At 61.3% G+C, this 21,047-nt stretch carries 17 protein-coding genes; 8 read left to right on the top strand and 9 right to left on the bottom strand.

Annotated elements, in window-relative coordinates:
- The first annotated feature begins 27 nt into the window (after nucleotides 1-27).
- Complete coding sequence (locus KX729_RS01040) at nucleotides 28-363, top strand: hypothetical protein (RefSeq protein WP_219740598.1); 336 nt, start codon at nucleotides 28-30, stop codon at nucleotides 361-363.
- Between the two features lie 10 nt (nucleotides 364-373).
- On the opposite strand, the gene KX729_RS01035 is transcribed toward KX729_RS01040, so the two are convergent.
- The 4 genes from KX729_RS01035 to KX729_RS01020 are packed head-to-tail and all read right to left on the bottom strand — an operon-like array spanning nucleotide 374 to nucleotide 3,790.
- A complete protein-coding gene (locus tag KX729_RS01035) occupies nucleotides 374-1,573 on the bottom strand; it encodes an FAD-dependent oxidoreductase (RefSeq protein ID WP_219740597.1) in 1,200 nt (399 codons plus the stop codon).
- On the bottom strand, nucleotides 1,563-2,339 hold the full coding sequence (locus KX729_RS01030) for a hypothetical protein (protein ID WP_219740596.1): 777 nt from the start codon (nucleotides 2,337-2,339) through the stop codon (nucleotides 1,563-1,565). The genes KX729_RS01035 and KX729_RS01030 overlap by 11 nt, the downstream gene beginning before the upstream one ends.
- A gap of 5 nt (nucleotides 2,340-2,344) precedes the next feature.
- Nucleotides 2,345-3,178, bottom strand: a complete 834-nt coding sequence (mazG, locus tag KX729_RS01025; RefSeq protein WP_219740595.1) for a nucleoside triphosphate pyrophosphohydrolase — start codon at nucleotides 3,176-3,178, stop codon at nucleotides 2,345-2,347.
- A 33-nt stretch (nucleotides 3,179-3,211) separates the two neighbouring features.
- On the bottom strand, nucleotides 3,212-3,790 hold the full coding sequence (locus KX729_RS01020) for a deaminase (RefSeq protein WP_219740594.1): 579 nt from the start codon (nucleotides 3,788-3,790) through the stop codon (nucleotides 3,212-3,214).
- A gap of 237 nt (nucleotides 3,791-4,027) precedes the next feature.
- Here KX729_RS01020 and cysG point away from each other — a divergent pair, with 237 nt between their 5' ends.
- From cysG to KX729_RS00995, 5 genes are all read left to right on the top strand, one after another.
- The gene (gene cysG, locus KX729_RS01015; protein ID WP_219740593.1) at nucleotides 4,028-5,473 is read left to right on the top strand and encodes a siroheme synthase CysG; all 1,446 of its coding nucleotides are present in this window, start codon (nucleotides 4,028-4,030) and stop codon (nucleotides 5,471-5,473) included.
- 12 nt (nucleotides 5,474-5,485) lie between these two features.
- Nucleotides 5,486-5,800, top strand: a complete 315-nt coding sequence (locus KX729_RS01010; protein WP_219740592.1) for a DUF2849 domain-containing protein — start codon at nucleotides 5,486-5,488, stop codon at nucleotides 5,798-5,800.
- Nucleotides 5,801-5,809: 9 nt separating this feature from the next.
- Entirely contained in the window at nucleotides 5,810-7,483 is a 1,674-nt protein-coding gene (locus KX729_RS01005; RefSeq protein ID WP_219740591.1) for a nitrite/sulfite reductase, read from the top strand.
- Complete coding sequence (locus tag KX729_RS01000) at nucleotides 7,484-7,993, top strand: DUF934 domain-containing protein (RefSeq protein WP_219740590.1); 510 nt, start codon at nucleotides 7,484-7,486, stop codon at nucleotides 7,991-7,993.
- A 131-nt stretch (nucleotides 7,994-8,124) separates the two neighbouring features.
- A complete protein-coding gene (locus KX729_RS00995) occupies nucleotides 8,125-8,937 on the top strand; it encodes a ferredoxin--NADP reductase (RefSeq protein WP_219740589.1) in 813 nt (270 codons plus the stop codon).
- Between the two features lie 281 nt (nucleotides 8,938-9,218).
- Here KX729_RS00995 and KX729_RS00990 read toward each other — a convergent pair whose 3' ends face one another.
- The 5 genes from KX729_RS00990 to KX729_RS00970 form a co-directional block, all read right to left on the bottom strand.
- Complete coding sequence (locus KX729_RS00990) at nucleotides 9,219-9,707, bottom strand: hypothetical protein (RefSeq protein ID WP_219740588.1); 489 nt, start codon at nucleotides 9,705-9,707, stop codon at nucleotides 9,219-9,221.
- Nucleotides 9,708-10,719: 1,012 nt separating this feature from the next.
- Nucleotides 10,720-10,932 carry a hypothetical protein gene (locus KX729_RS00985; RefSeq protein WP_219740587.1) on the bottom strand — a complete coding sequence of 71 codons (213 nt, stop codon included), beginning with the start codon at nucleotides 10,930-10,932 and terminating at the stop codon, nucleotides 10,720-10,722.
- Nucleotides 10,933-11,094: 162 nt separating this feature from the next.
- Nucleotides 11,095-12,564 carry a P-loop ATPase, Sll1717 family gene (locus KX729_RS00980; RefSeq protein ID WP_219740586.1) on the bottom strand — a complete coding sequence of 490 codons (1,470 nt, stop codon included), beginning with the start codon at nucleotides 12,562-12,564 and terminating at the stop codon, nucleotides 11,095-11,097.
- Between the two features lie 197 nt (nucleotides 12,565-12,761).
- Nucleotides 12,762-15,776 carry an excinuclease ABC subunit UvrB gene (gene uvrB, locus KX729_RS00975; RefSeq protein ID WP_219740585.1) on the bottom strand — a complete coding sequence of 1,005 codons (3,015 nt, stop codon included), beginning with the start codon at nucleotides 15,774-15,776 and terminating at the stop codon, nucleotides 12,762-12,764.
- Between the two features lie 90 nt (nucleotides 15,777-15,866).
- Nucleotides 15,867-17,864, bottom strand: a complete 1,998-nt coding sequence (locus KX729_RS00970; RefSeq protein ID WP_219740584.1) for a putative bifunctional diguanylate cyclase/phosphodiesterase — start codon at nucleotides 17,862-17,864, stop codon at nucleotides 15,867-15,869.
- A gap of 423 nt (nucleotides 17,865-18,287) precedes the next feature.
- Here KX729_RS00970 and KX729_RS00965 point away from each other — a divergent pair, with 423 nt between their 5' ends.
- A complete protein-coding gene (locus KX729_RS00965; RefSeq protein ID WP_219740583.1) occupies nucleotides 18,288-19,772 on the top strand; it encodes a DUF1800 domain-containing protein in 1,485 nt (494 codons plus the stop codon).
- A gap of 2 nt (nucleotides 19,773-19,774) precedes the next feature.
- Nucleotides 19,775-20,953 carry a DUF1501 domain-containing protein gene (locus KX729_RS00960; RefSeq protein ID WP_219740582.1) on the top strand — a complete coding sequence of 393 codons (1,179 nt, stop codon included), beginning with the start codon at nucleotides 19,775-19,777 and terminating at the stop codon, nucleotides 20,951-20,953.
- The last annotated feature ends 94 nt before the right edge of the window (nucleotides 20,954-21,047 follow it).

Raw genomic sequence — 21,047 nt, 5'->3', positions numbered from 1 at the left:
GATTTTTCGATTATTGGATTTGAAAACATGAGTTCTCTCAAGACTCGCGCCGGCGGCCTTTTGCTGCTTCTGGTCGGCGCCGCCATCGCGTGGTTCTTCCTGCTTCGCCCGCTTCAGGAGGCGCAGGCCGGGGTGGCGGAAATCCACTACCAGCTGAAGGCCTTTGTCATCGTCCCGGCCTGCCTCGTCTTCGGGCTCGGCTTTCTCCTCGCAGGCGATGGCCTGAAATACCGCAATGCCGATCACAAGAGCCTGACCGCCACCGGCTGGGTGCTCTTCGCCATCGTCGTCATTTTAACCGCGGCGGGTTACTGGTGGCTGCAGCAACAGTTCTCGGCCTTGGGCTACCATTCCGGCGTCTGAGCCGCTTCACTCATTCGCGACCGATCCCGAGCCTCCCCACCGGATCCAGAAAATCCCCCGTCACCAGCCGGCTGACGACGTAGCGCACCATCGGCAGCCGCGTCGTCGGCCCGATCATGACGTCGCGCATCATCGGCAACACCCGGCTGTCCGACTGGTAGAACGGCGTCAGCACCTGGCTGAGCGTCTGGTAGAGCCGGATATGCATCCGACGCTGTCTGAGATGCAGCGCGAACGCCTCGTCCACCGAGCCGCTTCTCTCCAAGGCAAGCGTCAGCGACGTCGCATCCAGCAGCGCCATATTGGCCCCCTGGCCGAGCTGCGGGCTCGTCGCATGCCACGCGTCGCCGATGCGGATCACGCCATGCCCGGCGATCGGCCGGCGCGTGTGGTGCCGGTAACGGGCATGCACCGGCTCGGCGATCTCGGCAAAATGCGCCGCTTCCGGCCACATGGCTCGTACCTCGTCGATCCAGGCCTCGCGGCCCGCCTTGCGCCAGGCATCGACATCCCGGTTGCGCAGGCTCCAGAAGAAGGTCGCCATGGGGGCCGCACCGTCTCGCGCGGTGCCTACCGGCAGCACGCCCGCCATGCGGCTCGCCCGCTCGTAACGCTGTTCAAGCTCGTTGGCGTGGAAAGGTCCGTTCTCCGGCCAAGGCACGGTCGCCCAGAGCGCGCCATAGCCTAGCTCCTTGGTCGCATCATGCCCGGCGGGCGAACTCGCCCCCATGGCATCGACAACCAGATCGGCGGCCGCCGTCGCCACGCCACCTTCCAGCACGATCGCCGCCCGCTTGCCTTCGGCAAAACCGGTGACCTTCGAAGCGGTCTGGAAACTCACACCCGCCGAAACCGCCGCGTCCAGCAGCAGGTCGAACAGCGCCACCCGCTGGATGGCAATCCCATGCTCGCCGTCGCGATACCCGACCTCCAGCACCGTCTTACCCGGCTCGCCGATACCCTTGCCCGCAAGCTTGCCATGCATCCGGTTGATGACCGCGCCGCGTGCCCGCACCTGGTCGAGCAATCCCATCTCGTCCAGCACCGCCGCTCCCGTCGGCTGCAATACGAAACCGGAGCCCACCGGCTGCGGCGCCGCCATCTGGTCGTAGATCACCACCCTGGCGCCGCGCCGCGCCAGCATGGCGCCCAGTGAAAGGCCGCCGATACCGGCGCCTGCAATGGCGATCTGGAGAGCTTCAAGCTTCATGGCTGCCCGCCATGCGATAGATGAGAAGGCGTGTCTTGCGCCGGTCCGACAATTCCCAGACCTCTGTCGGTTCGACATCCGGCACGGCAAAGCTGTTGGACACCAGGATCGCTCCCGCCTTCATCTCGCGGCTGGCCTTTTGCCATAGCCGCGGCATCGGTTCCGGCGACAGGAAGGCATAGACGACATCTTCGCCGGAAAGATCCGTCTGCCAGATGTCCTGGCGCAGGATCGTGCCGCGCCCCTGAAGTTTGGAAAGGCCCCAGGAGATCAGCCAGGAAAGCGGCGCCGTCTCGACGCCACGAGCCACGCGGCCATCGCCGTGTACGCCGCGCACTACGTCGCCAAGCCCAGACCCGAGGTCGAGGAAGCGGGTGGCTTTTTTCTCCTCCATCAGCGATCGCAGCGCCGTCACCGTCGACCGGTTGGTGAGATAAAGCGGCACCCGCTCTTTGGCCGTGTTGGAAAACACGAGAAACAGGAGCACGAAGGCCACGCCGAAAGGCCAGGCCGGCAGGTGATCCACTTGCAGGGCGAGATGCAGGGCGATCGGAAATCCTGCCGCAATCCAGACCCACCAGACCGGTAGTCTCAGCAGCATCGTCACCGCGACGGCTATCGCACACTGGACGAGAAGGATGATGGTCGAACCAACGGCTCCGTGAAGGATGTCGCGCAAGGCTATTGCGGCCACAGCGGCGACCGCCGCAGCAACGGTCTGCGCCAGCGCCGCCGCGAGGATCGGAAAACGGGTGAGAACCGCCATCACGATCAGTCACCGGCCCTTTCGGTCTGTTTGGCCGCCTGCCAAAGCTCTTCCATCTCATCGAGGGTCGCCGCCTCCAGCGTCTGACTCGATTTCTCAAGCTCCGTCTCGATATAGTTGAATCGACGCCGGAATTTCGTGTTCGTGCCGCGCAGTGCCTCTTCCGGATCAGCCTTCACATGCCGGCCTATATTGACCAGCGCGAAGATCAGGTCGCCGAGCTCGTCCGCCACCTTGTCCTGACGGCCGCCGCGCAGAGCCTCGCGCAATTCGCCGACCTCTTCCTCGATCTTGTCGAGGATCGGCTCGGCCTCCGACCAGTCGAAGCCCACTTTGGCGGCCCGCTGCTGCAGCTTCAGCGCCTCGGTCAGAGCCGGCTGGGCGCGATGTACGGCGCCGAGATAACCGGCCTTGAAGTCTTCCGTGATGCCGCGCTTTGCCCGGCGCTCGGCCCGCTCGCGCTTCTCCGCCATCTTGATATCGTCCCACTGCGCCTTCACCGCATCCGGCGTATCGGCGTCGGAGAGGGCGAACACATGCGGGTGCCGGCGGATCATCTTCCGGGTGATCGCTTCGACAACATCACCGAAAGCGAATTCCCCGGCTTCCTCGGCCATGCGGGCGTGAAACACCACCTGCAGCAGCAGGTCGCCCAGTTCCTCGCAAAGATCGTCCATATCGTTGCGCTCGATCGCGTCGCCCACTTCATAGGCTTCCTCGATCGTATAGGGCTTGATGGTCATGAAATTCTGTTCGAGGTCCCAGGGGCAGCCGGTCACCGGGGTGCGCAGCGCCGCCATGATCTCGATCAGCCGCGAAATATCCTTGGATGCTTCCATTGTCTGAATTCCCTGAAGAGGATGTGTCGTCGCTCAGGCGAGCGGAATATTGTTCTCGGATTTGCCGGACTGGTAGTTTTCCGAAAGTCGGCCATAGGCGGCCTTGATCCGGGCGATCTGCGCCAGCAACTTGCCGCGCGACGGCTCGTCCTCGCTCTCGGCCAGTTCGGTGATGAAATAGGAGTTCCAGAAAGCGTTGGATCGCCGATAGCCGCCCGGCTCCAATCCAAACACTTCCTTCAAAATCTTCAGATCGTGCGGAATGGCGAAGGCGTCGCGCGAATCCTCGTGGCTGAAGAAAGAGTAGAAATTGTCGAACCCAGCCCAGGTGATTGCCGACATGCACATGGTGCAGGGTTCGTGAGTCGACAGGAAAATCAGATCCTTGGTGGAAAGTCCTGAAGTCTTTTCGTAAAAGCGCTTCAAGGTATGAACCTCGCCGTGCCAAAGTGGATTTTCCAGCTCGTTATTGGTTTCGGCAATCACCAGCGACAGGTCGGATTTCTTCAGGATCGCCGCGCCGAATACCTTGTTTCCGGCGGCGACACCCTGTTCCGTAAGCGGCAGAATGTCGTTTTCGATGACGTCGAGAAGGCGGGCGGCGATAGTCATGGATGCTGTTCCTGGATAAGGTGTCTAGGCAGTTTATAGCGTCGAACGAATGGATCGGGGCATAAAACACTTTAGTCTACTGAAATACTGGAGAAATATCGCCTTTGGTGGCTTTTGCTCAAGAACCGGTTGATTGCGAAACAGAAATACCGGCAGGCAATTCACTTCGCATATCCATTCCTTCAATTCGAGGGGGGCGTTGTGGGATATTCCTGTCATATGATTCAGGATACAAGCATGTCTCCCAGCCAACAACGCCTGTCGGTCTTCCCGGCCTTCTTCCGTGTGAGCGGACGGAACGTGCTTGTGTTCGGCAATGGTGACGAGGCCTATGCGAAGGCAAGGCTGCTGCGCAACACCGATGCGCGGATCATAGCCTATGCCGCCGAGCCGGAAGCCGACTATGCTGCCTGGCTTGCCGCCGAGAACATCGAGACCGTCCGCGCCGAGTTTTCGCCGGAGCAGGTCGCCGGCGCCACGATGATCTTCGCCGCCACCGGTGACGCCGCGCTCGATCAGGCCATCGCTACTGCCGCCCGTGCGGAAAAGATCCCGGCCAATGCGGTCGACCAGCCGGATTTCTGCGATTTCTACACGCCGGCCATCGTCAACCGCGCCCCGGTCGCCATCGCCATCGGCACGGAGGGTGCCGGCCCGGTTCTGGCCCAGATGATCCGCGCCCGCATCGACCAGATGCTGTCGCCGTCGCTTGGACGCCTCGCAAGCCTTGCCGCCGATTATCGGGGTGCTGCGGAACGGCTCGTGCCGCGCGGCGTGTCCCGCCGAATCTTCTGGCGCCGCTTCTTTTCCGGTGATGTCGCCGATGCGGTCGCCTCCAACGATACGGCCGCTGCCCGCCGTTCCGCCAATGCGCTGCTCTCCACCACCGGTCGCGCCGAAGGCAAGATCTGGCTGGTCGGCGCCGGCCCGGGTGCCGAAGACCTGCTGACGCTGCGTGCCCAGCGCGTGCTGATGGAAGCCGACGCGATCGTTTATGACGCGCTGGTGCCGCAGGCGATCGTCGATATGGGTCGCCGCGATGCGGAGCGCCTCTCGGTCGGCAAGCGCAAGAACTGCCATTCCAAGAGCCAGGAAGAGATCAACAAGCTGCTGGTCGAGCTCGGCCGCCAGGGCAAGCGCGTCGTGCGCCTGAAGTCCGGCGATCCGCTGGTTTATGGCCGTGCGGGCGAAGAGATGGCTGCGCTGCGTGAAGCCGGTATCGCCTACGAGATCGTGCCGGGCATCACCTCGGCCTTCGCTGCTGCCGCCGATTTTGATCTGCCTTTGACCCTGCGCGGCGTCGCCTCGTCGCTGATCTTCACCACCGGCCATGACCTGACCGGCAAGGTTCTCCCGGACTGGGCAAGCCTCGCCATTTCCGGTGCAACGATCGCCGTCTATATGGGCAGCTCTGTTGCAGCTTCGGTCGCCGAGCGGCTGATGGGCGCGGGCTTGAGCGCCGACACGACGGTTGCCGTCATCGAGAATGCCAGCCGGGCCGACCGCAAGCTTTTGCACGGCGTGCTGAGCGAACTGCCGGATCTGCAAGCTCGCGACGATCTCGCCGGCCCTGTGATGGTGATCATCGGCGAAGCCGTCGCCGGTGCGAATTTCGAGAAGTCCGAGCCGCTGTCCGCCTTCAAGAGCAAGGCAGGCAAGGTTCGTGAAGACAGCGTACGATAAGGGAAGACAGGAATGACCGACAAGGTTCTCACCGCCAACCGCCTGTCCGATGGCATCGCCGTCTGGCTCGATGCAAATGGCCAGTGGGTGGAAGATCTGCAGGATTCGCTGGTGGCACGCCATGCGGAGGCTGTCGCCTCGCTGGAAGCCATCGGCAAGCGCGACTTCGCCGAAAACAGGGTGGTGGACGTGGCGGTCGTCGATGTCGAGGAGCAGAACGGCAAGCTTTGGCCGACCCGCCTTCGCGAACGCATCCGGGCCCAGGGCCCGACCATGGAATATGCCGCCGGTTATCGCCCCGCCGATCCGGCCTTTATCGCAGTTTAAGGACGTCTCATGTACCGTTACGACGAGTTCGACCACGCCTTCGTTCATGGCCGTGTGGAACAGTTCCGAGATCAGGTGACCCGTCGCCTGTCCGGCGAATTGGCGGAAGACGCCTTCAAGCCGCTGCGCCTGATGAACGGCGTTTATCTGCAGCTGCATGCCTATATGCTGCGTGTCGCCATTCCCTATGGCACGCTGAATGCAAAGCAGATGCGCATGCTGGCGCATATCGCCCGCAAATACGACCGCGGTTACGGCCATTTCACCACCCGCCAGAATATCCAGTACAATTGGCCGAAGCTGTCCGACACGCCGGATATCCTCGCCGAGCTGGCGACTGTCGAAATGCACGCGCTGCAGACCTCGGGCAATTGCATCCGCAACGTCACCGCCGACCATTTTGCCGGTGCTGCCGCCGATGAGGTCGCCGATCCGCGGCCCTATGCGGAAATCCTGCGCCAGTGGTCGTCCGTCCATCCGGAATTCTCGTTCCTGCCGCGCAAGTTCAAGATCGCCGTCACCGGCGCCGAGCGCGACCGCGCCGCGATCCAGGTGCACGACATCGGCCTGCATCTCAAGAAGAACGAGGCCGGCGAAATCGGCTTTGCCGTTTATGTCGGCGGCGGGCAGGGCCGTACGCCCCTCATCGCCAAGAAGATCCGCGACTTCCTGCCGGAAGAGGACCTGCTGTCCTACACGACCGCGATCATCCGCGTGTATAACCTGCACGGCCGCCGAGACAACAAGTACAAGGCGCGCATCAAGATCCTCGTCCACGAAACCGGCGTCGAGGAACTGACCCGTCAGGTGGAGGAAGAGTTCGCGCATCTGCAGGGCACCGAGCTGAAGCTGCCGGAATCCGATGTGGCGGCCATCGCCAACTATTTCGCGCCGCCGGCACTGCCGGACCGTGCCGAGGGCTGGGCGCAGCTGGCCGGCTGGAAGAAGCAGGACGAGGACTTTGCCCGCTGGGTGAACCAGAACGTCCAGCCCAACAAGCATCCCGATTACGGCATGGTGACCATCTCCCTGAAGCCGATCGGTGGCATTCCGGGCGATGCGTCCGACGTGCAGATGGAGCTGATCGCCGATCTGGCCGAAGAGTTCGCGCACGACGAAATCCGCATCAGCCACGAGCAGAACGTCATCTTCCCGCATGTGGCGCTGGCCGATCTCGAGCCGCTTTACCGCGCGCTGGTCGCCCAGAACCTCGCTACCGCCAATGCCGGTCTGATCACCGACATCATTGCCTGTCCCGGCCTGGACTACTGCGCCCTGGCGAACGCCCGTTCGATCCCGGTAGCCCAGGAAATCTCCAACCGCTTCGGCGCACCGGAACGGCAGGCGGATATCGGCGAGCTGAAGATAAAAATCTCCGGCTGCATCAATGCCTGCGGTCACCACCATGTCGGCCATATCGGTCTCCTGGGCGTCGAGAAGAAGGGCGCCGAGCTCTATCAGATCACGCTTGGCGGCTCCGGGGATGAAAATACCTCGATTGGCGAAATCATCGGTCGCGGCTTCGAGCCGGCCAAAGTGACGGATGCGATCGAAACCATCGTCGACACCTATCTCGGCCTGCGTTTGTCGAAGGACGAAATCTTCCTCGATGCCTATCGCCGTGTCGGACCGCAGCCGTTCAAGACTGCGCTCTATGGTGACGCCAAGGCGGAGGCTGCATAAATGACCCGTATCTGGAGAGAGACCGGTTTCGTCGAGAACGACGCCTGGGTGGTCGAGACCGAAGAGGTGAAGGCGACCGAAGAGCAGAAGCCGCTTCTGCCGCTCGCAGACCTGATCGACAAGGCGGAGGCCAGCAATGATGTCGGCCTCGGCGTGCTGATCAAGCCCGGCGACGACGTGCGCAAGCTCGAACCCTATCTCTACCGCCTCGAGATCGTCGCGGTAGAGTTCCCGGCCTTCAACGACGGCCGCGCCTTCAGTCATGCCTCGCTGCTGCGCGACCGGCTGGCGTTCCGGAACGAAGTCCGCGCCGTCGGCGACGTGCTGATCGACCAGATCCCGCTGATGCTCCGTTGCGGCATCGACAGCTTTGCCGTCAAGAACGCCACGGCGCTGAAGCGGCTGGAGGAGGGCAGGTTGCCGGGCATTGCCGAGCATTACCAGCCGACCGCCCGCGACGCGGAAAAGACCGGCGGTTACAGCTGGCGCCGCCGCACGGTTGCGGCCTGACGAATGAAAAGCTGACTTTCCGGCACATATTTTTCCGGCATCCGCGACTTAAGAACGCGGATGCCTTCAAATCTGCCGGATGATGGTATATTTCGCTTTTGCGAAGAACGAAGACTGAAGAGACGATAGGCATGAACGCTCCAGCCAAGACAGAAGAATTTGCGGTCAAAATCCCGGATGGCGTTTATGCCGAGACGGTCATTTCCGTCGAGCATTACACCGACCGCCTGTTCCGCTTCCGGATGACGCGGCCGGCCGGTTTCCGTTTCCGCTCCGGCGAGTTCGCGATGATCGGCCTGATGGTCGGCGAGAAGCCGGTCTACCGTGCTTATTCGATCGCCAGCCCGGCCTGGGACGAAGAGCTGGAATTCTTCTCGATCAAGGTGCCGGACGGCCCGCTGACCTCGCATCTGCAGGCGATCAAGCCGGGCGACACAGTGCTGATGCGCAAGAAGCCGACCGGCACGCTGGTACTCGACGCGCTGACGCCGGGCAAGCGGCTCTACATGTTCTCGACCGGCACCGGCATCGCCCCCTTCGCCAGCCTGATCCGCGATCCGGAGACCTACGAAAAGTTCGACGAGGTCATCCTGACGCATACCTGCCGCGATGTCGCCGAGCTGAAATACGGCTTCGACCTGGTGCATGAGATCAACAACCACGAATTCCTGCACGAGATCGTCGGCACCAAGCTGAAGCACTACCCGACCGTCACCCGCGAAGACTTCACCTATCGCGGCCGCATCACCGACCTGATGGAAAGCGGCAAGCTGTTCACCGACCTCGGCGTGCCGCCGCTCAACCCGGAAACCGACCGCGGCATGATCTGCGGCTCGGCGGCGATGCTGAAGGACACCAAGGCGCTGCTGGAGAAGGCAGGGCTGAACGAGGGTGCGAACAACAAGCCGAGCGAATTCGTGATCGAAAGGGCGTTTGTGGGGTGAGATGCGACGGCCTTCGGCCGGCAAAACGATCCAGTGGATCGTTTTGAGCATCGAACGCCGCGAGCCGTAGCGAGCGGCCGGGAGAGATGCGACGGCCTTCGGCCGGCAAAATGCTCCAGTGGAGCATTTTGAGCATCGAACGCCCTGAGCCCTAGCGAAGGGCCGGGGGGCGGCGCGTCACCCTCAACCCCTTACTTCGCCTCACATCTCCACGCCTCCCTATCGGGCGAAGGTGAATCGTTTCAAGAACCGCACGCCTAAGCCCGACAACGCCGGCCCCCTTACCCCACTACATCCACTTCCTCACCAAACCGCCGATAAACCCGCGCAAGCGCCAATGTCGGCGCCACGGCTGGCGGCAGATCAATGCGTCGCAGCCAGACGCGTGCCAGCAGCCTCGTCGCCGGCTCCCGGTACAGCGCCAGGACGGCAAGACTGATTGCCTCCCGCAACAGGAATACCATCTCCTTGTCGTCAAACACCGGCAGGACCTGCCAGTCGCGCAGGAGGCTGAAAACGAGGCGGCCATTTTCCGTAAGCATGCCGAAAAACGCGCGGTCGTGATCCCCCAGCAGGGCGACACATTCCGGCTCGCCGCCGCCATGGCTTTCCGCAGACAACGCGGCGGAGCACTGGCCGCGGCGACAGGAGCGGCGCCGGCAGCGGGACGGCATGTCGAACAGATCGGCGGCGGAGCGACTGATCCGGGCGTTCACGGCGCAAATCCGCTCGGGCGTCAGATCCTGGAGGAACCAATTCGAACCGGACATGAAATTCTCCTTTCGGCTGCAATTGAGGGACAGGCTGAATGTGGGGCCTTAGGGCGGGCGGCGGATGCCGGACACACGTCTCCCTTGGCGATCTCGGGTTTTCGCTTCGCTCTCCCAGGGAGGATGAAGCGGTTCTCGTCATTTTCGCTCTCGGGTTTAAGCCGAGGGTCGGACGGGGCGCTGAAAGCTGCCTCGTAAATAAAGTAATAAGTGACACCTCTCAGTGCCCCGTTCGGCTGTTTTTATCCGCGACTTCGATCCCTCTGCGACGACGGGTTTTGTGGGCTATGCGGCGCCTCTCTTTTTGCAAAGAGGATCATGCACGCCATACTCTCCAGTGCCCGGCCATGACCGCCTCTCCCGACGATCGTTGCCGATCGACCGGGGGCACCTTCCGCCACCTGCGCCACGCGGCCCGGATCGATCAAGACCCTCGAACGCCGCAGGACGCCGCCCGCCACCCTCCAATGCCTCACAGGCACGCCCGGACGCGCTCTGAGGGAATGACGAGGAGCCGGTCCGACGGCCTTGCCTTGTCATTCCCGGTCGCCGGAGGGAGACCATTTTCCACGGACCCGGATGACGAGGTTTTGCGTCTCACCCTCGACCATCCGCGCCGGCTCCGCATGACTGCCACGCCTGGCAGCGTATCCGATGCGGAACGCGGCCAGTATGGCACCGGCGGGCAGGAGCGGGGAAAACGAGAACGCAAGAAATCTCCGGTCAGGCCGGTGAAGCCGGGCCGACATGAGGGATTTCAAACGCTTGGGTGAAGGGCGAGGAGGCGGGAAACAGAAAATTTCACCGGCAATCATGCCCGTTTTGGCCGCGCAGGAAAACGCGGCGCCAGTCCGACCTGCAGGAATGCGACGGTGCTGCTTTATCTCGCACAGTGATCAACGCATCGAGCCAGAGCGGGATATCGCACCACCCGGCCTTCCGCTGGCGCTTCAGGCGTTCGAAACTTGAACCGATCCCAGCGGATCGTCCCGTCGGCAAAGCCGACCGCGTCTCAACCCGCCGGACGCGGCGCGACGCCGCCGAGCTTGTGCTGGATCATGTCGACATGGCCGCGCACATAAAGCGCCACCGGCTTGCCGCCGGCCCCGGTCACCGCCAGCGCGATGATCGTCACGTCTTCCTCGAAGGCCGTGACATAGGCCACCTGCACAGGATTGACGTAAACGGACTGATTGTGAGTGTTCTTAAAACCGATCAGCGCCATCCGACTCTCCTTTTCTGCTCTGGCACATTCGTCAATGCCATGAGGAGGTTGAGGGAGGTTTAATGCGGAGGGGGTGAGATTTTGTGCGGGGGTGATCTTTCCCGATATTCTCGAATATTCAAGCTTATTGGCTTGCGTAACTTCGTCAAAAGCATGAGAGGATCAAGAGCTGCGAATGCTCAATTCGTTCCACAATCCCGGATGTATCAGCACTTGGTGGTCGGGCTTCAAATAATTTTCTCCTCGATGGCTCCAAAAATACCTGCCTTGAGATGGCACATGGCCGCCAATAAACCCAAGTTCAAAAAGCTCTTTCAGAAATCTTTCTTTATTAACATTCAGTTTGGTTGTGCTGATTGCAGTCCAAAATTCCTCGATGCTTTTATAGTTTTTCTTTCTTACCCCATATCTCAGTGTCTCGATAACCTGATGCCCGAACGTGACCCCAAGTTCATCTACCAGTTCTTTTAGAGACATTCTAGAGTATTCATCTAGTCCCGCTTTTATTTCGGTTTCCGATATAATTTCGGCGTTCGGTGATTTTTTTTGAATCGCAATTAGTAGCCGAACCACATCTCTCGGCCTCCCCCATGTGTTCTCGCGAAGAAACTGTTCAACACTGTAGGATCTCGAGCCAAAACTAACTTTCTCAGCGAAAAAATTATGAAATGGAGTTTTTTTATGAAAACTATATTCTACTTTGCGCATTAATACGTCAACTATAAGTGGCCTGTTTTTAGATGAACGTATTATCCAATTTAATTCAACATCTTTTCCATCAAGATACTTTCCAGATTCTGAATCGAGATCGTTAATCATATTGCGAACTTCTGGCCGCATCGAACAGATAAAATGAAATTCCATTTTATTTTTATAGCTGTAAGAATTTAGCTCCCAGACGGTTCGAACGATATCGCGAACCATCGCTGCTCGAAGCGTTATCTCATCTTCTTTAGCGTCTAATCGCGAGAATACCAGCTCGTCTATAAAGAAATACATCTGGTATTGTATGCAGTGTCGTGAAAATAATTCACGAGATATTCTGTTGTATACTTTCAAGGACAATTCATCTGGCTTGTCTAATTTGGTGAGATCTATACCGACTTCAGCGGCAATTGGTCCCATTTGAGGCTTGATCTTCACAGTGAGTGTCTTACTTATTCCTTCAAAAATATTCGAGAGAAGAGAGGAGGAGGGGGAAATAAAATCCGTGAATTTGTTGTTATGCCCTTCGTATATTAAAGTGTTCGCGATTTTTTGAAAAAATACTCTCTCCCAGATGTCTCTGAAATCATAATGTAGAAATAATGATCTTTGGTTTGTTACACTCGCGAATGAAACCTCATTTTGAGTTTTTGCAATATCCGCATAGTCGTCTGTTCTCAAATCATAGAAAAATCTAAAATGATGAGTAAAATATCCCTGTTTTTTTACTCGTTCAGCAAGGTGCATTTGAACAGATGTTTTTCCTGACCCTTTTCTTCCTACAATTATAAATTTCTTGTTGTTTTTTAGTGAGTCTAAACTCAGGGAACTCGGGACAACAAACGTATTTCCAAAAAAGGAATCGTTCTGGTTTGCCTCGTCGAAGGCTTCAAGGTCTCCAAAATAGCGCTCTGACAATGCAACCACAGTGCAAATCTTTCACCAGTGTTTCTGTTAAACGGAACAATATATTTTGAAGTTCGCCTTCTTCAATAGAGAAAATTCACGTATGCACAGATACTCTAAGGTAGAAACCGTCCAATAAAAAATTACCTATCTGGATCCATCGCGAGTTTTTCAGCCTGGTATACTGTCGCAAAGAGAACCGCGTTAGCGCGTGACCATCACTGCCCCGGCCGCCCGGTCTTCCCCTTCGTCCGCCCCTTGCGCTTCTGCTCGCCGGCATCCTCATAACTCCCCGCGCCGACCTTGCCGCGCACCACCGGCCGCACGCCATCATCGCGTTCCGGCTGGCCTTCCAGCAGCGGCGAAAACCGCTTGCCGGGCTCCGTTTCCGGCGGCTTCGGCGGCATCTTCCCGGTGACGGGTTTTTCCGTGCGGCCGACGGTCATTTCGTCCAGCGAGTTCTTGCGGAAGAGGGTGGACTGTCCTCGGGTCGAGCCCGAGGATGGTTCGGCGATGTCGCGGCCCATGTCGTCGAGATGTGGTTTCTGGAAAAGCGATGTTGAGGATGCTGAACCACCCCCCTCTGCCGACATCTCCCCCGCAGGGGGGGAGAGGGTTCCGGAGCGGCCGTTTTTCGGTCCGCCTTTTCCGGCGCGTTCCTGGCTGCGGGCTTCGTCGCGGGCGATCGGGTCGTCCATCGATGCCAGTTCGACCGCCTTGAGCCGCTTGATCTCGTCGCGAAGCCTCGCGGCCTTTTCGAAGTCGAGGTCAGCGGCGGCGTCGCGCATGCTTTTTTCCAGCGCGTTGAGATGGGCCTGAAGATTGTTGCCGACGAGGTGGCCGCCATCCGCAAAACCCTTGCCGGAGGCGCCGGAAATGTCGGCGCGGACGTGGTCGCGTTCGTAGACCGAGTCGAGAATGTCGGAAATCTTCGCCTTCACCGATTCGGGCGTGATGCCGTGGGCGGCGTTGTATTCCATCTGCTTTTCGCGGCGCCGCGCGGTTTCGTCCATGGCGCGCTGCATCGAGCCGGTGATCTTGTCGGCATACAGGATGACCTTGCCGTCGACGTTACGCGCCGCACGGCCGATCGTCTGAACCAGCGAGGTTTCGGAACGCAGGAAACCTTCCTTGTCGGCATCGAGAATGGCGACGAAACCGCATTCGGGAATGTCGAGGCCTTCGCGCAGCAGGTTGATGCCGACCAGCACGTCGAAGGCGCCGAGACGCAGGTCGCGGATGATCTCGATACGCTCCAGCGTGTCGATATCCGAGTGCATGTAGCGCACGCGAACGCCCTGTTCGTGCAGGTATTCGGTGAGGTCCTCGGCCATGCGCTTGGTGAGCACGGTGCAGAGCGTGCGATAACCCTTCTGGGCGGTCTCGCGGATTTCGCCGAGCACGTCGTCCACCTGGCTGCGGGCGGAGCGGACTTCCACCGGCGGATCGATCAGGCCGGTCGGGCGGATGACCTGTTCGGCGAAAACGCCGCCGGACTGGTCCATTTCCCAGCCGCCGGGCGTCGCCGAGACGGAGATCGTCTGCGGCCGCATCGCGTCCCATTCCTCGAAGCGCAGCGGCCGGTTGTCCATGCAGGACGGCAGGCGGAAACCGTATTCGGCCAGCGTCGCCTTGCGCCTGAAGTCGCCGCGATACATGCCGCCGATCTGCGGCACGGTGACGTGGCTTTCGTCGATAAAGACAAGCGCGTTGTCGGGAATATATTCGAACAGGGTCGGCGGCGGTTCGCCCGGCGCGCGGCCGGTGAGATAACGCGAATAGTTCTCGATGCCGGCGCAGGAGCCGGTGGCTTCCATCATCTCGACATCGTAGCGGGTGCGCTGTTCGAGGCGCTGGGCTTCCAAGAGGCGGCCGGCCTTTTCCAGTTCGGCAAGGCGCAGCTTCAGCTCTTCCTTGATCGACTTGATCGCGGCGTTCAGCGTCGGGCGCGGCGTGACGTAGTGCGAGTTGGCGTAGATCTTGACGCTTTTCAGGTCGCCGGTCTTGGCGCCGGTGAGGGGGTCGAATTCGGTGATCGCGTCGATCTCGTCGCCGAACATGCTGATCCGCCAGGCGGCATCCTCAAGGTGGGCCGGGAAGATTTCGATTGTGTCACCGCGGACGCGAAACGAGCCGCGCACGAAATTGATGTCCTGCCGCTTGTATTGCTGGGCGACGAGGTCGGCCAAGAGCTGACGCTGGTCCAGGCGGTCGCCCACCGTCATCTGGAAGGTCATCGCCGAATAGGTCTCGACCGAGCCGATACCATAGATGCAGGAGACCGAGGCGACGATGATGCAGTCGTCGCGCTCCAGGATGGCGCGGGTGGCGGCGTGGCGCATCCGGTCGATCTGTTCGTTGATCGAGCTTTCCTTCTCGATGAACGTATCGGAGCGCGGCACATAGGCTTCCGGCTGGTAATAGTCGTAGTAGGAGACGAAATATTCGACCGCGTTGTTGGGGAAGAAGTTCTTGAACTCGGAATAGAGCTGCGCGGCGAGCGTCTTGTTGGGCGCAAGGATCACGGCCGGGCGCTGGGTGCGGGCGATCACCTGCGCCATCGTAAAAGTCTTGCCGGAGCCGGTGACGCCGAGCAGGACCTGGCTGCGGTCGCCGGAGTTGATGCCCTCGACCAGATCGCCGATCGCCGTCGGCTGGTCGCCGGCCGGCTCGTATTCGGAGACCATCTCGATGGCGATGCCGCCTTCCGATTTCTGCGGACGCTGCGGCCGGTGCGGCGTCCACATCTTGCCGTCCTTGAACAGCGGATTGCCGCTCTCGATCAGCGCCGACAGGGCCTCGACGGTGGCGGTGACGGCGCCGGGTGCCAGGCTCTGCGCGTCTTCGAGGCTGATATCGAGGCCGGCGACCGGATTGAGACCGGCGGCGGCGCGGGTCTTCGGGTCGGAGGAGGCGCCGATCGACACGCCGCGGGCGGTCTTGCTCGCCGTGGTGTGTTTCGCCGTCTTGGGCGCTGACTTGGCTTCCTTGGCCGCCTGTTTGATGGCCTCTTCGCGCGCCGCGATCTCGATCTTCTTGCGGTGCTTGCCGGCCTTGGAGGCGATCTCGCGCTGCGTCTCGACCCCGGATGCTTCCGCTTCGGCTTCCAGCTGCTTCACCCAATCGGAAACGGAGCCCTGCAGCGGCGCGCCTTCGAAAGACGATTGGGGAGCTTCCTCGAAACCGCGGTTTTCGGACTTCGAGGGCGAGGTTTTTTTCGGTGATCTGGCCATGCCGCGAATATGGAGAGAGTCCACGCGAAATGGAAGAGGCGAGCGTCACAAAACGGGTACAAAAGGGAAACGGAATTTGCCCGAAGCGGATCAGGCCACCGCGCGCTGCTGCTGCAGATTGCGGTGGCTTTCGATCCAGCCGGCGATGCGTTCGGAGGGCATCGGGCGGCCGAGGAAATAGCCCTGGGCGGTTCCGACGCCGAGATTGCGCAGCGCGGCCGCCTCTTCCTCTCTCTCGACGCCCTCGACCACCACTTCCATGGAGAGCGAGCGGCCGAGGCCGACCATGGCGCCGACGATTTCCTGGTTCTGGCGGCTTGCCTGGATGCCGGTGACAAAACGGCGGTCGAGCTTCAGGCGGTCGACCTTCAGCTGCACCAGATAGGCGAGCGACGAATGCCCGGCGCCGAAATCGTCGACGGCGAGCTTGTAGCCGGAGCGTTCGATGCGCTTCAGCTGTTCGCCGGCCACCAGCGTGTCGAGGATCGCCTCCTCGGTGATCTCGATCTCGAACAGCGCCGGATCGATGTCATGAGCCTGGGTGATGCGGTCGAGCACGTCGGTGACCGAATAGAGGTCGAATTCGCGCGGCGAGACGTTGATGGCGACGGTCGCCTGCGGCAGGCCGAGCATCGGCAGGCGGGTGAGCAGGCGACAGGCGTCTTCGGCGACCCGCGCCGTCAGTTTGTCGGAAAGCTGCACGGCCTGCGCCGCGGCGACGATTTCCGGCGGCGAAATGGGACCGAGATAGGGGTGGTGCCAGCGCACCAGCGCCTCGAAACCGGTGATTTCTTCGGAAGGCAGGTCCACCTGCGGCTGGAACCAGGCCTCGATCTCGCCGGTGGCAAGCGCATCGGCAAGTTCCTGTTCGATCTGGTGCTGGCGTTCGGCCTGCGAACGGAAGGCCGGCTGGAATTCGCACCATTGCCCGCGCCCGCCATCCTTGGCGCGGTAAAGCGCCATGTCGGCGGATACGAACAGGTCCTCGGCGGTATCGGCATGCTGCGGAAACAGCGCGAAGCCGATCGACGTCCCGACGACGGTCGGCTGGCCCTGCAGCATCACCGGCTGGCGGCTGCGCTCCAGAATGCGTCCGGCGATCTCGCGGGCGGCTTCCGGCGCGTCCGCACCGCCCAGGATGATGGCGAATTCGTCGCCGCCGAGACGGGCAATCGTGCCCTGTTCGCCGATGACGCCGCGCAGTTTTTCGCTGACCTCGACAAGCAGCGTGTCGCCGGCGCTGTGGCCAAGCGTGTCGTTGATCGATTTGAAGCGGTCGAGGTCGAGGATCAGCAGCGCAAGCTGCTGCCCGGCGGCCAGCGCTTCGGAAATGCCCGTATGCAGTGCGGCGTTGAAGGCGGCGCGGTTGGCAAGCCCGGTCAAGGGATCGCAGCTCGCCAGCACTTCCAGCCGGTAATTGGCGCGCAGGATATCGGCATTGGCTGAAGACAGCGAATCGGCAAGCGCCGTCGCCTTCAGCGTGCCGGTGACATTGCCGACGAACACTTCCTCGCTGCGCCGGCTGCTGCGCACCAGCACGCCGGTCAGGGCGACGACATTGATCGTCATCAGCCAGCCGCCGGCGCCGCCATTGGTGGCGAGCGAGACCATGACGGCGATCTGCGGGGGAAGCGCGAAGGCGAGCGAAATCGGGCTGTGGCCGACGCCCATCAGCACGGCGCCGGTCGCCATGCCGCACATCATCAGGTAAAGCCCGCTATCGGCGCCCATCGCGTCGAACCCGTCGACGGCAAGCGGCAGGGTGGCCCAGGCGCAGCCGCTGATCAGCGCGCCGACGGTCATCACGTGCAGCGCCTGATCCGGAGCATGTTCGATGGTTTCCCAGCGCCTCAGCACGGAGGCCATGGCGATACGCAGGACGAGACTGAGCAGGATGGCGCCGAGCCAGGCGGCGGCGGCAAATGTCAGGCCGCGATCGATCGTGGACACAAACAGCGCCGAGGCCGCCACGAAGGCATTGGTCACCAGCGTCGATCCCAGCCGCTCCAGCATGGTTTCCGCCTGGGCGCGCTTGACGTCCAGCGCCAGGGCTGGATCTGTCTGACCGGTCGTGAATTCCGCTTCCATTAAATTGGCCGGGGCTTGAGCTGATCGTTCCGGCGGACTATCGCTGCACCGCAATAAGAAAGTCTTTCTTTTTCAGCGGTTTTTCAGCAATCAGCGCGGATATGCTGAACGAAAATTCAATTCCTCTGCAAATCAATGTTTAGCCGGCAAGTAAATCGGATACTGGCAAGCCGCTATCGCCGCCGTTCCGATCAACTTTTTTCGTTCAAAAGTGTTGGAACAGGAAAGCCGGTCTTGAATTACAGTTCGTCCATGTCATCGAAAGGCCGCATTTTGCCACCGCTTCCACCATATTTGTCGCGGACGCTGGCGGTCACGGAATAAGGCCGGCTGACTGGTATCCGAAACGACGTGCTTCGATTCGGAAACCTTTGGAAACAGGGCCTTTTCAAAACGAGGCTGTTTAGAAACGAGGATTGACGAATGGCTCTTTCGGGCTCCATTGCGAACCAGACCCTCGCTGCAATCCGCTTCGGCTATGGTTTGCGTCCGGGCGAGCAATTGCCGGGCGATGCGGATGCCTTGCTGGCGCAGATCAAGAAAGGCGTGGCGCAGAAGCCGCGTTTTCCGCGTGAAGGCCTGACCGGCCGTCAGGAAACCGCAACCCGCGTCCTGTCCGTCCGCGCGGCCGAAGCCAAGGCGCGTCAGGCCGGCAAACCGAATGACGACATCCGCAAGGAAACCCAGCGCGAGGCCCGCCGCATCTACCGGCAAGATGCCATGGCGCGCATCGCCCAGGCGGTGCATTCGCCGCTCGGCTTCTATGAGCGTCTGGCCAGTTTCTGGGTCGATCACTTCTCCACCAGCGTGCTGAAATCCCTGCCGATGCGGATGATCGTGCCGCTCTATGAAGCGCAGGTCATTCGCCCCAATCTCGGCGGTCCGTTCAACCGGCTCCTGCAGGCAGCAATCCTGCATCCGGCCATGCTGATCTATCTCGATCAGAACCAGAGCGTCGGTCCCGATTCGATCGCTGGGCGGCGCGACAAGCGCGGCCTCAACGAAAACCTCGGCCGTGAGCTTCTGGAACTGCACACGCTCGGCGCCGGCAGCGGTTATACGCAGGACGATGTCCGGTCCGCAGCCCTGGTGCTGACCGGGCTTGCGGTCGACAACCGAGCGCTGGAAGTCGTCTACCGGCCGCGTATCGCCGAGGAGGGGCCGATCAGCGTGCTCGGCCGCACCTATCGGGATGACGAGGGCGAGGGGCAGGATCATATCCTGATGCTCGAGGATCTGGCCGCCAATCCGAAGACGGCACTGCATATTTCCCGCAAGCTCGCCCGTCATTTCATCGCCGACAGCCCGCCGGACGAGATCGTCCAGGCGATGGTCGACGCATGGTCGAAGAGCCAGGGCAATCTGACTGAAGTCTACCGCGCCATGCTGACCCATCCGGCCGCCTGGACGGAGCCCGGCCGCAAGATCAAGAAGCCGTTCGAATTCGTGGTGTCCGGCTTCCGGGCACTGAACCTGCCGGAGCGCAATTTTGCCAATCTGGTGCGCGACCTGGATGGCGAGGACGAAGACGAAGGGCTTGCCAGCAAGGCGATGGAGATGGCCGGCGCCGATCCGCAGGGCGCCCGCAAGAAAGCGGCCGGCCGCGCCAATGCTTTGACCCTCGGCGCGTTGCAGCGCATGGGCCAGCCCATCTGGCAGCCGCCGAGCCCTGCAGGGTTTGCCGACGAGGAAAGTGTCTGGCTGGCGCCGAGCCAGCTCAGCGAGCGCATCGCCTGGTCGCGCATGGTGGCTCGCATCTTTGGTCAGAAACTGGAGCCGGCCCAATTCCTTGACATGGCTTTGGCGGATGCCGTCAATCCCGAGACGAAAACCATCATCTCCCAGGCGCCCAATCGCGTGCATGGCATCACGATGGTTCTCGCATCCCCCGAATTCAACAGGAGATAACCATGACCCTTCAGGAACGCTTCCTGTTGTCCCGCCGCGGTTTCCTGGCCGGAGCCTGTTGCGCCGCCGCCGCGCCGATCCTGACGCCGGTGACATTTGCCGCCATGCCGGGCGAAAAACGCTTCGTCACCATCATCCTGCGCGGCGCCATGGATGGGCTCGACCTTGTCCAGCCCTATGGCGACCCGGCCTTCGCGGCACTGAGGCCGATGCTCGGCCGGACGCCCGAGACGGGACTGATCGATCTCAACGGCTTTTTCGGACTGAACCCGGCGGCTTCCGCGCTGGCGCCGCTGTGGCAGGCAGGCGAGCTTTCCTTCGTGCATGCCGTTTCCACGCCCTATCGCAACCAGCGCAGCCATTTCGACGGGCAGGACATGCTGGAAAGCGGCGGCAGCGACACGAGCCAGCGCACCGGCTGGCTCAACCGGGCGCTGGCCGTGATGCCGCGCTCCGACAGCCGCAAGGCGATCGACATCAACACCTCGATGGAACTGATCCTGACCGGCCCGAATGCCGCCGATTCCTGGTCGAGCCAGAGCAATTTCACGCTTGCCGACGACGAGATTGCTTTCCTTGAACGGCTTTACGCCCGTGACCCGGCATTCTCGAAAGCCATGGCCGAAGCCAAGGAAACCGACCTTTCGGCGGATTCACTCTATGGTGACACCAAGCGCGGAGCGGGCATTGCCGACATGGCACGGCTCACCGGCGGCATGCTGCGTGAAAACTATCGGGTGGCGAGCTTCTCGATCAATGGCTGGGACACCCATGTCGGCCAGCAGGCGCAGTTCAAAAAGGCGGCCGGCGATCTCGCCACGGCGATCGTCACGCTGAAGGAGTCGCTGGGTGGTGATGCCTGGAAGAATACCGTCGTGCTGGCCATGACCGAGTTCGGCCGCACGGCCCGTGAGAACGGCTCGAAGGGCACCGACCACGGCACCGGCGGCCTCGCCATTCTGGCAGGCGGCGCGATCCCGGGCGGAAAAATCCTCGGTCAGTGGCCGGGCCTTGCCGACGACAAACTGCTCGACAGCCGCGACCTGATGCCGACCGGCGACGTGCGTGAGCTTGCCGCCGCCATGCTCTACAAGCAATTCGGCATCAAGCCGGACAACCTGACCGGCAAGGTGTTTCCGGGCCTGAGCTTCGACGCTTCGTCGCAATATCTGAGGGGGTGAGGCGCGGTCAGGCAAAACCTGAGCGATCGATCCAGTGGATCGATCGCAGCGCCGAACGCCTCGAGCCCTAGCGAGAGGCCGGGCGACCGGACCA

Source organism: Neorhizobium populisoli (assembly GCF_019430945.1).
Classification (GTDB): Bacteria; Pseudomonadota; Alphaproteobacteria; order Rhizobiales; family Rhizobiaceae; genus Neorhizobium; species Neorhizobium populisoli.
This window is presented reverse-complemented; position numbering and strand designations above follow the sequence as displayed.

Coding starts and splice junctions, on each gene's coding strand:
- KX729_RS01040 (WP_219740598.1), top strand. CDS start 28: ATGAGTTCTCTCAAGACTCGCGCCGGCGGCCTTTTGCTGCTTCTGGTC.
- KX729_RS01035 (WP_219740597.1), bottom strand. CDS start 1,573: ATGAAGCTTGAAGCTCTCCAGATCGCCATTGCAGGCGCCGGTATCGGC.
- KX729_RS01030 (WP_219740596.1), bottom strand. CDS start 2,339: ATGGCGGTTCTCACCCGTTTTCCGATCCTCGCGGCGGCGCTGGCGCAG.
- mazG (WP_219740595.1), bottom strand. CDS start 3,178: ATGGAAGCATCCAAGGATATTTCGCGGCTGATCGAGATCATGGCGGCG.
- KX729_RS01020 (WP_219740594.1), bottom strand. CDS start 3,790: ATGACTATCGCCGCCCGCCTTCTCGACGTCATCGAAAACGACATTCTG.
- cysG (WP_219740593.1), top strand. CDS start 4,028: ATGTCTCCCAGCCAACAACGCCTGTCGGTCTTCCCGGCCTTCTTCCGT.
- KX729_RS01010 (WP_219740592.1), top strand. CDS start 5,486: ATGACCGACAAGGTTCTCACCGCCAACCGCCTGTCCGATGGCATCGCC.
- KX729_RS01005 (WP_219740591.1), top strand. CDS start 5,810: ATGTACCGTTACGACGAGTTCGACCACGCCTTCGTTCATGGCCGTGTG.
- KX729_RS01000 (WP_219740590.1), top strand. CDS start 7,484: ATGACCCGTATCTGGAGAGAGACCGGTTTCGTCGAGAACGACGCCTGG.
- KX729_RS00995 (WP_219740589.1), top strand. CDS start 8,125: ATGAACGCTCCAGCCAAGACAGAAGAATTTGCGGTCAAAATCCCGGAT.
- KX729_RS00990 (WP_219740588.1), bottom strand. CDS start 9,707: ATGTCCGGTTCGAATTGGTTCCTCCAGGATCTGACGCCCGAGCGGATT.
- KX729_RS00985 (WP_219740587.1), bottom strand. CDS start 10,932: ATGGCGCTGATCGGTTTTAAGAACACTCACAATCAGTCCGTTTACGTC.
- uvrB (WP_219740585.1), bottom strand. CDS start 15,776: ATGGCCAGATCACCGAAAAAAACCTCGCCCTCGAAGTCCGAAAACCGC.
- KX729_RS00970 (WP_219740584.1), bottom strand. CDS start 17,864: ATGGAAGCGGAATTCACGACCGGTCAGACAGATCCAGCCCTGGCGCTG.
- KX729_RS00965 (WP_219740583.1), top strand. CDS start 18,288: ATGGCTCTTTCGGGCTCCATTGCGAACCAGACCCTCGCTGCAATCCGC.
- KX729_RS00960 (WP_219740582.1), top strand. CDS start 19,775: ATGACCCTTCAGGAACGCTTCCTGTTGTCCCGCCGCGGTTTCCTGGCC.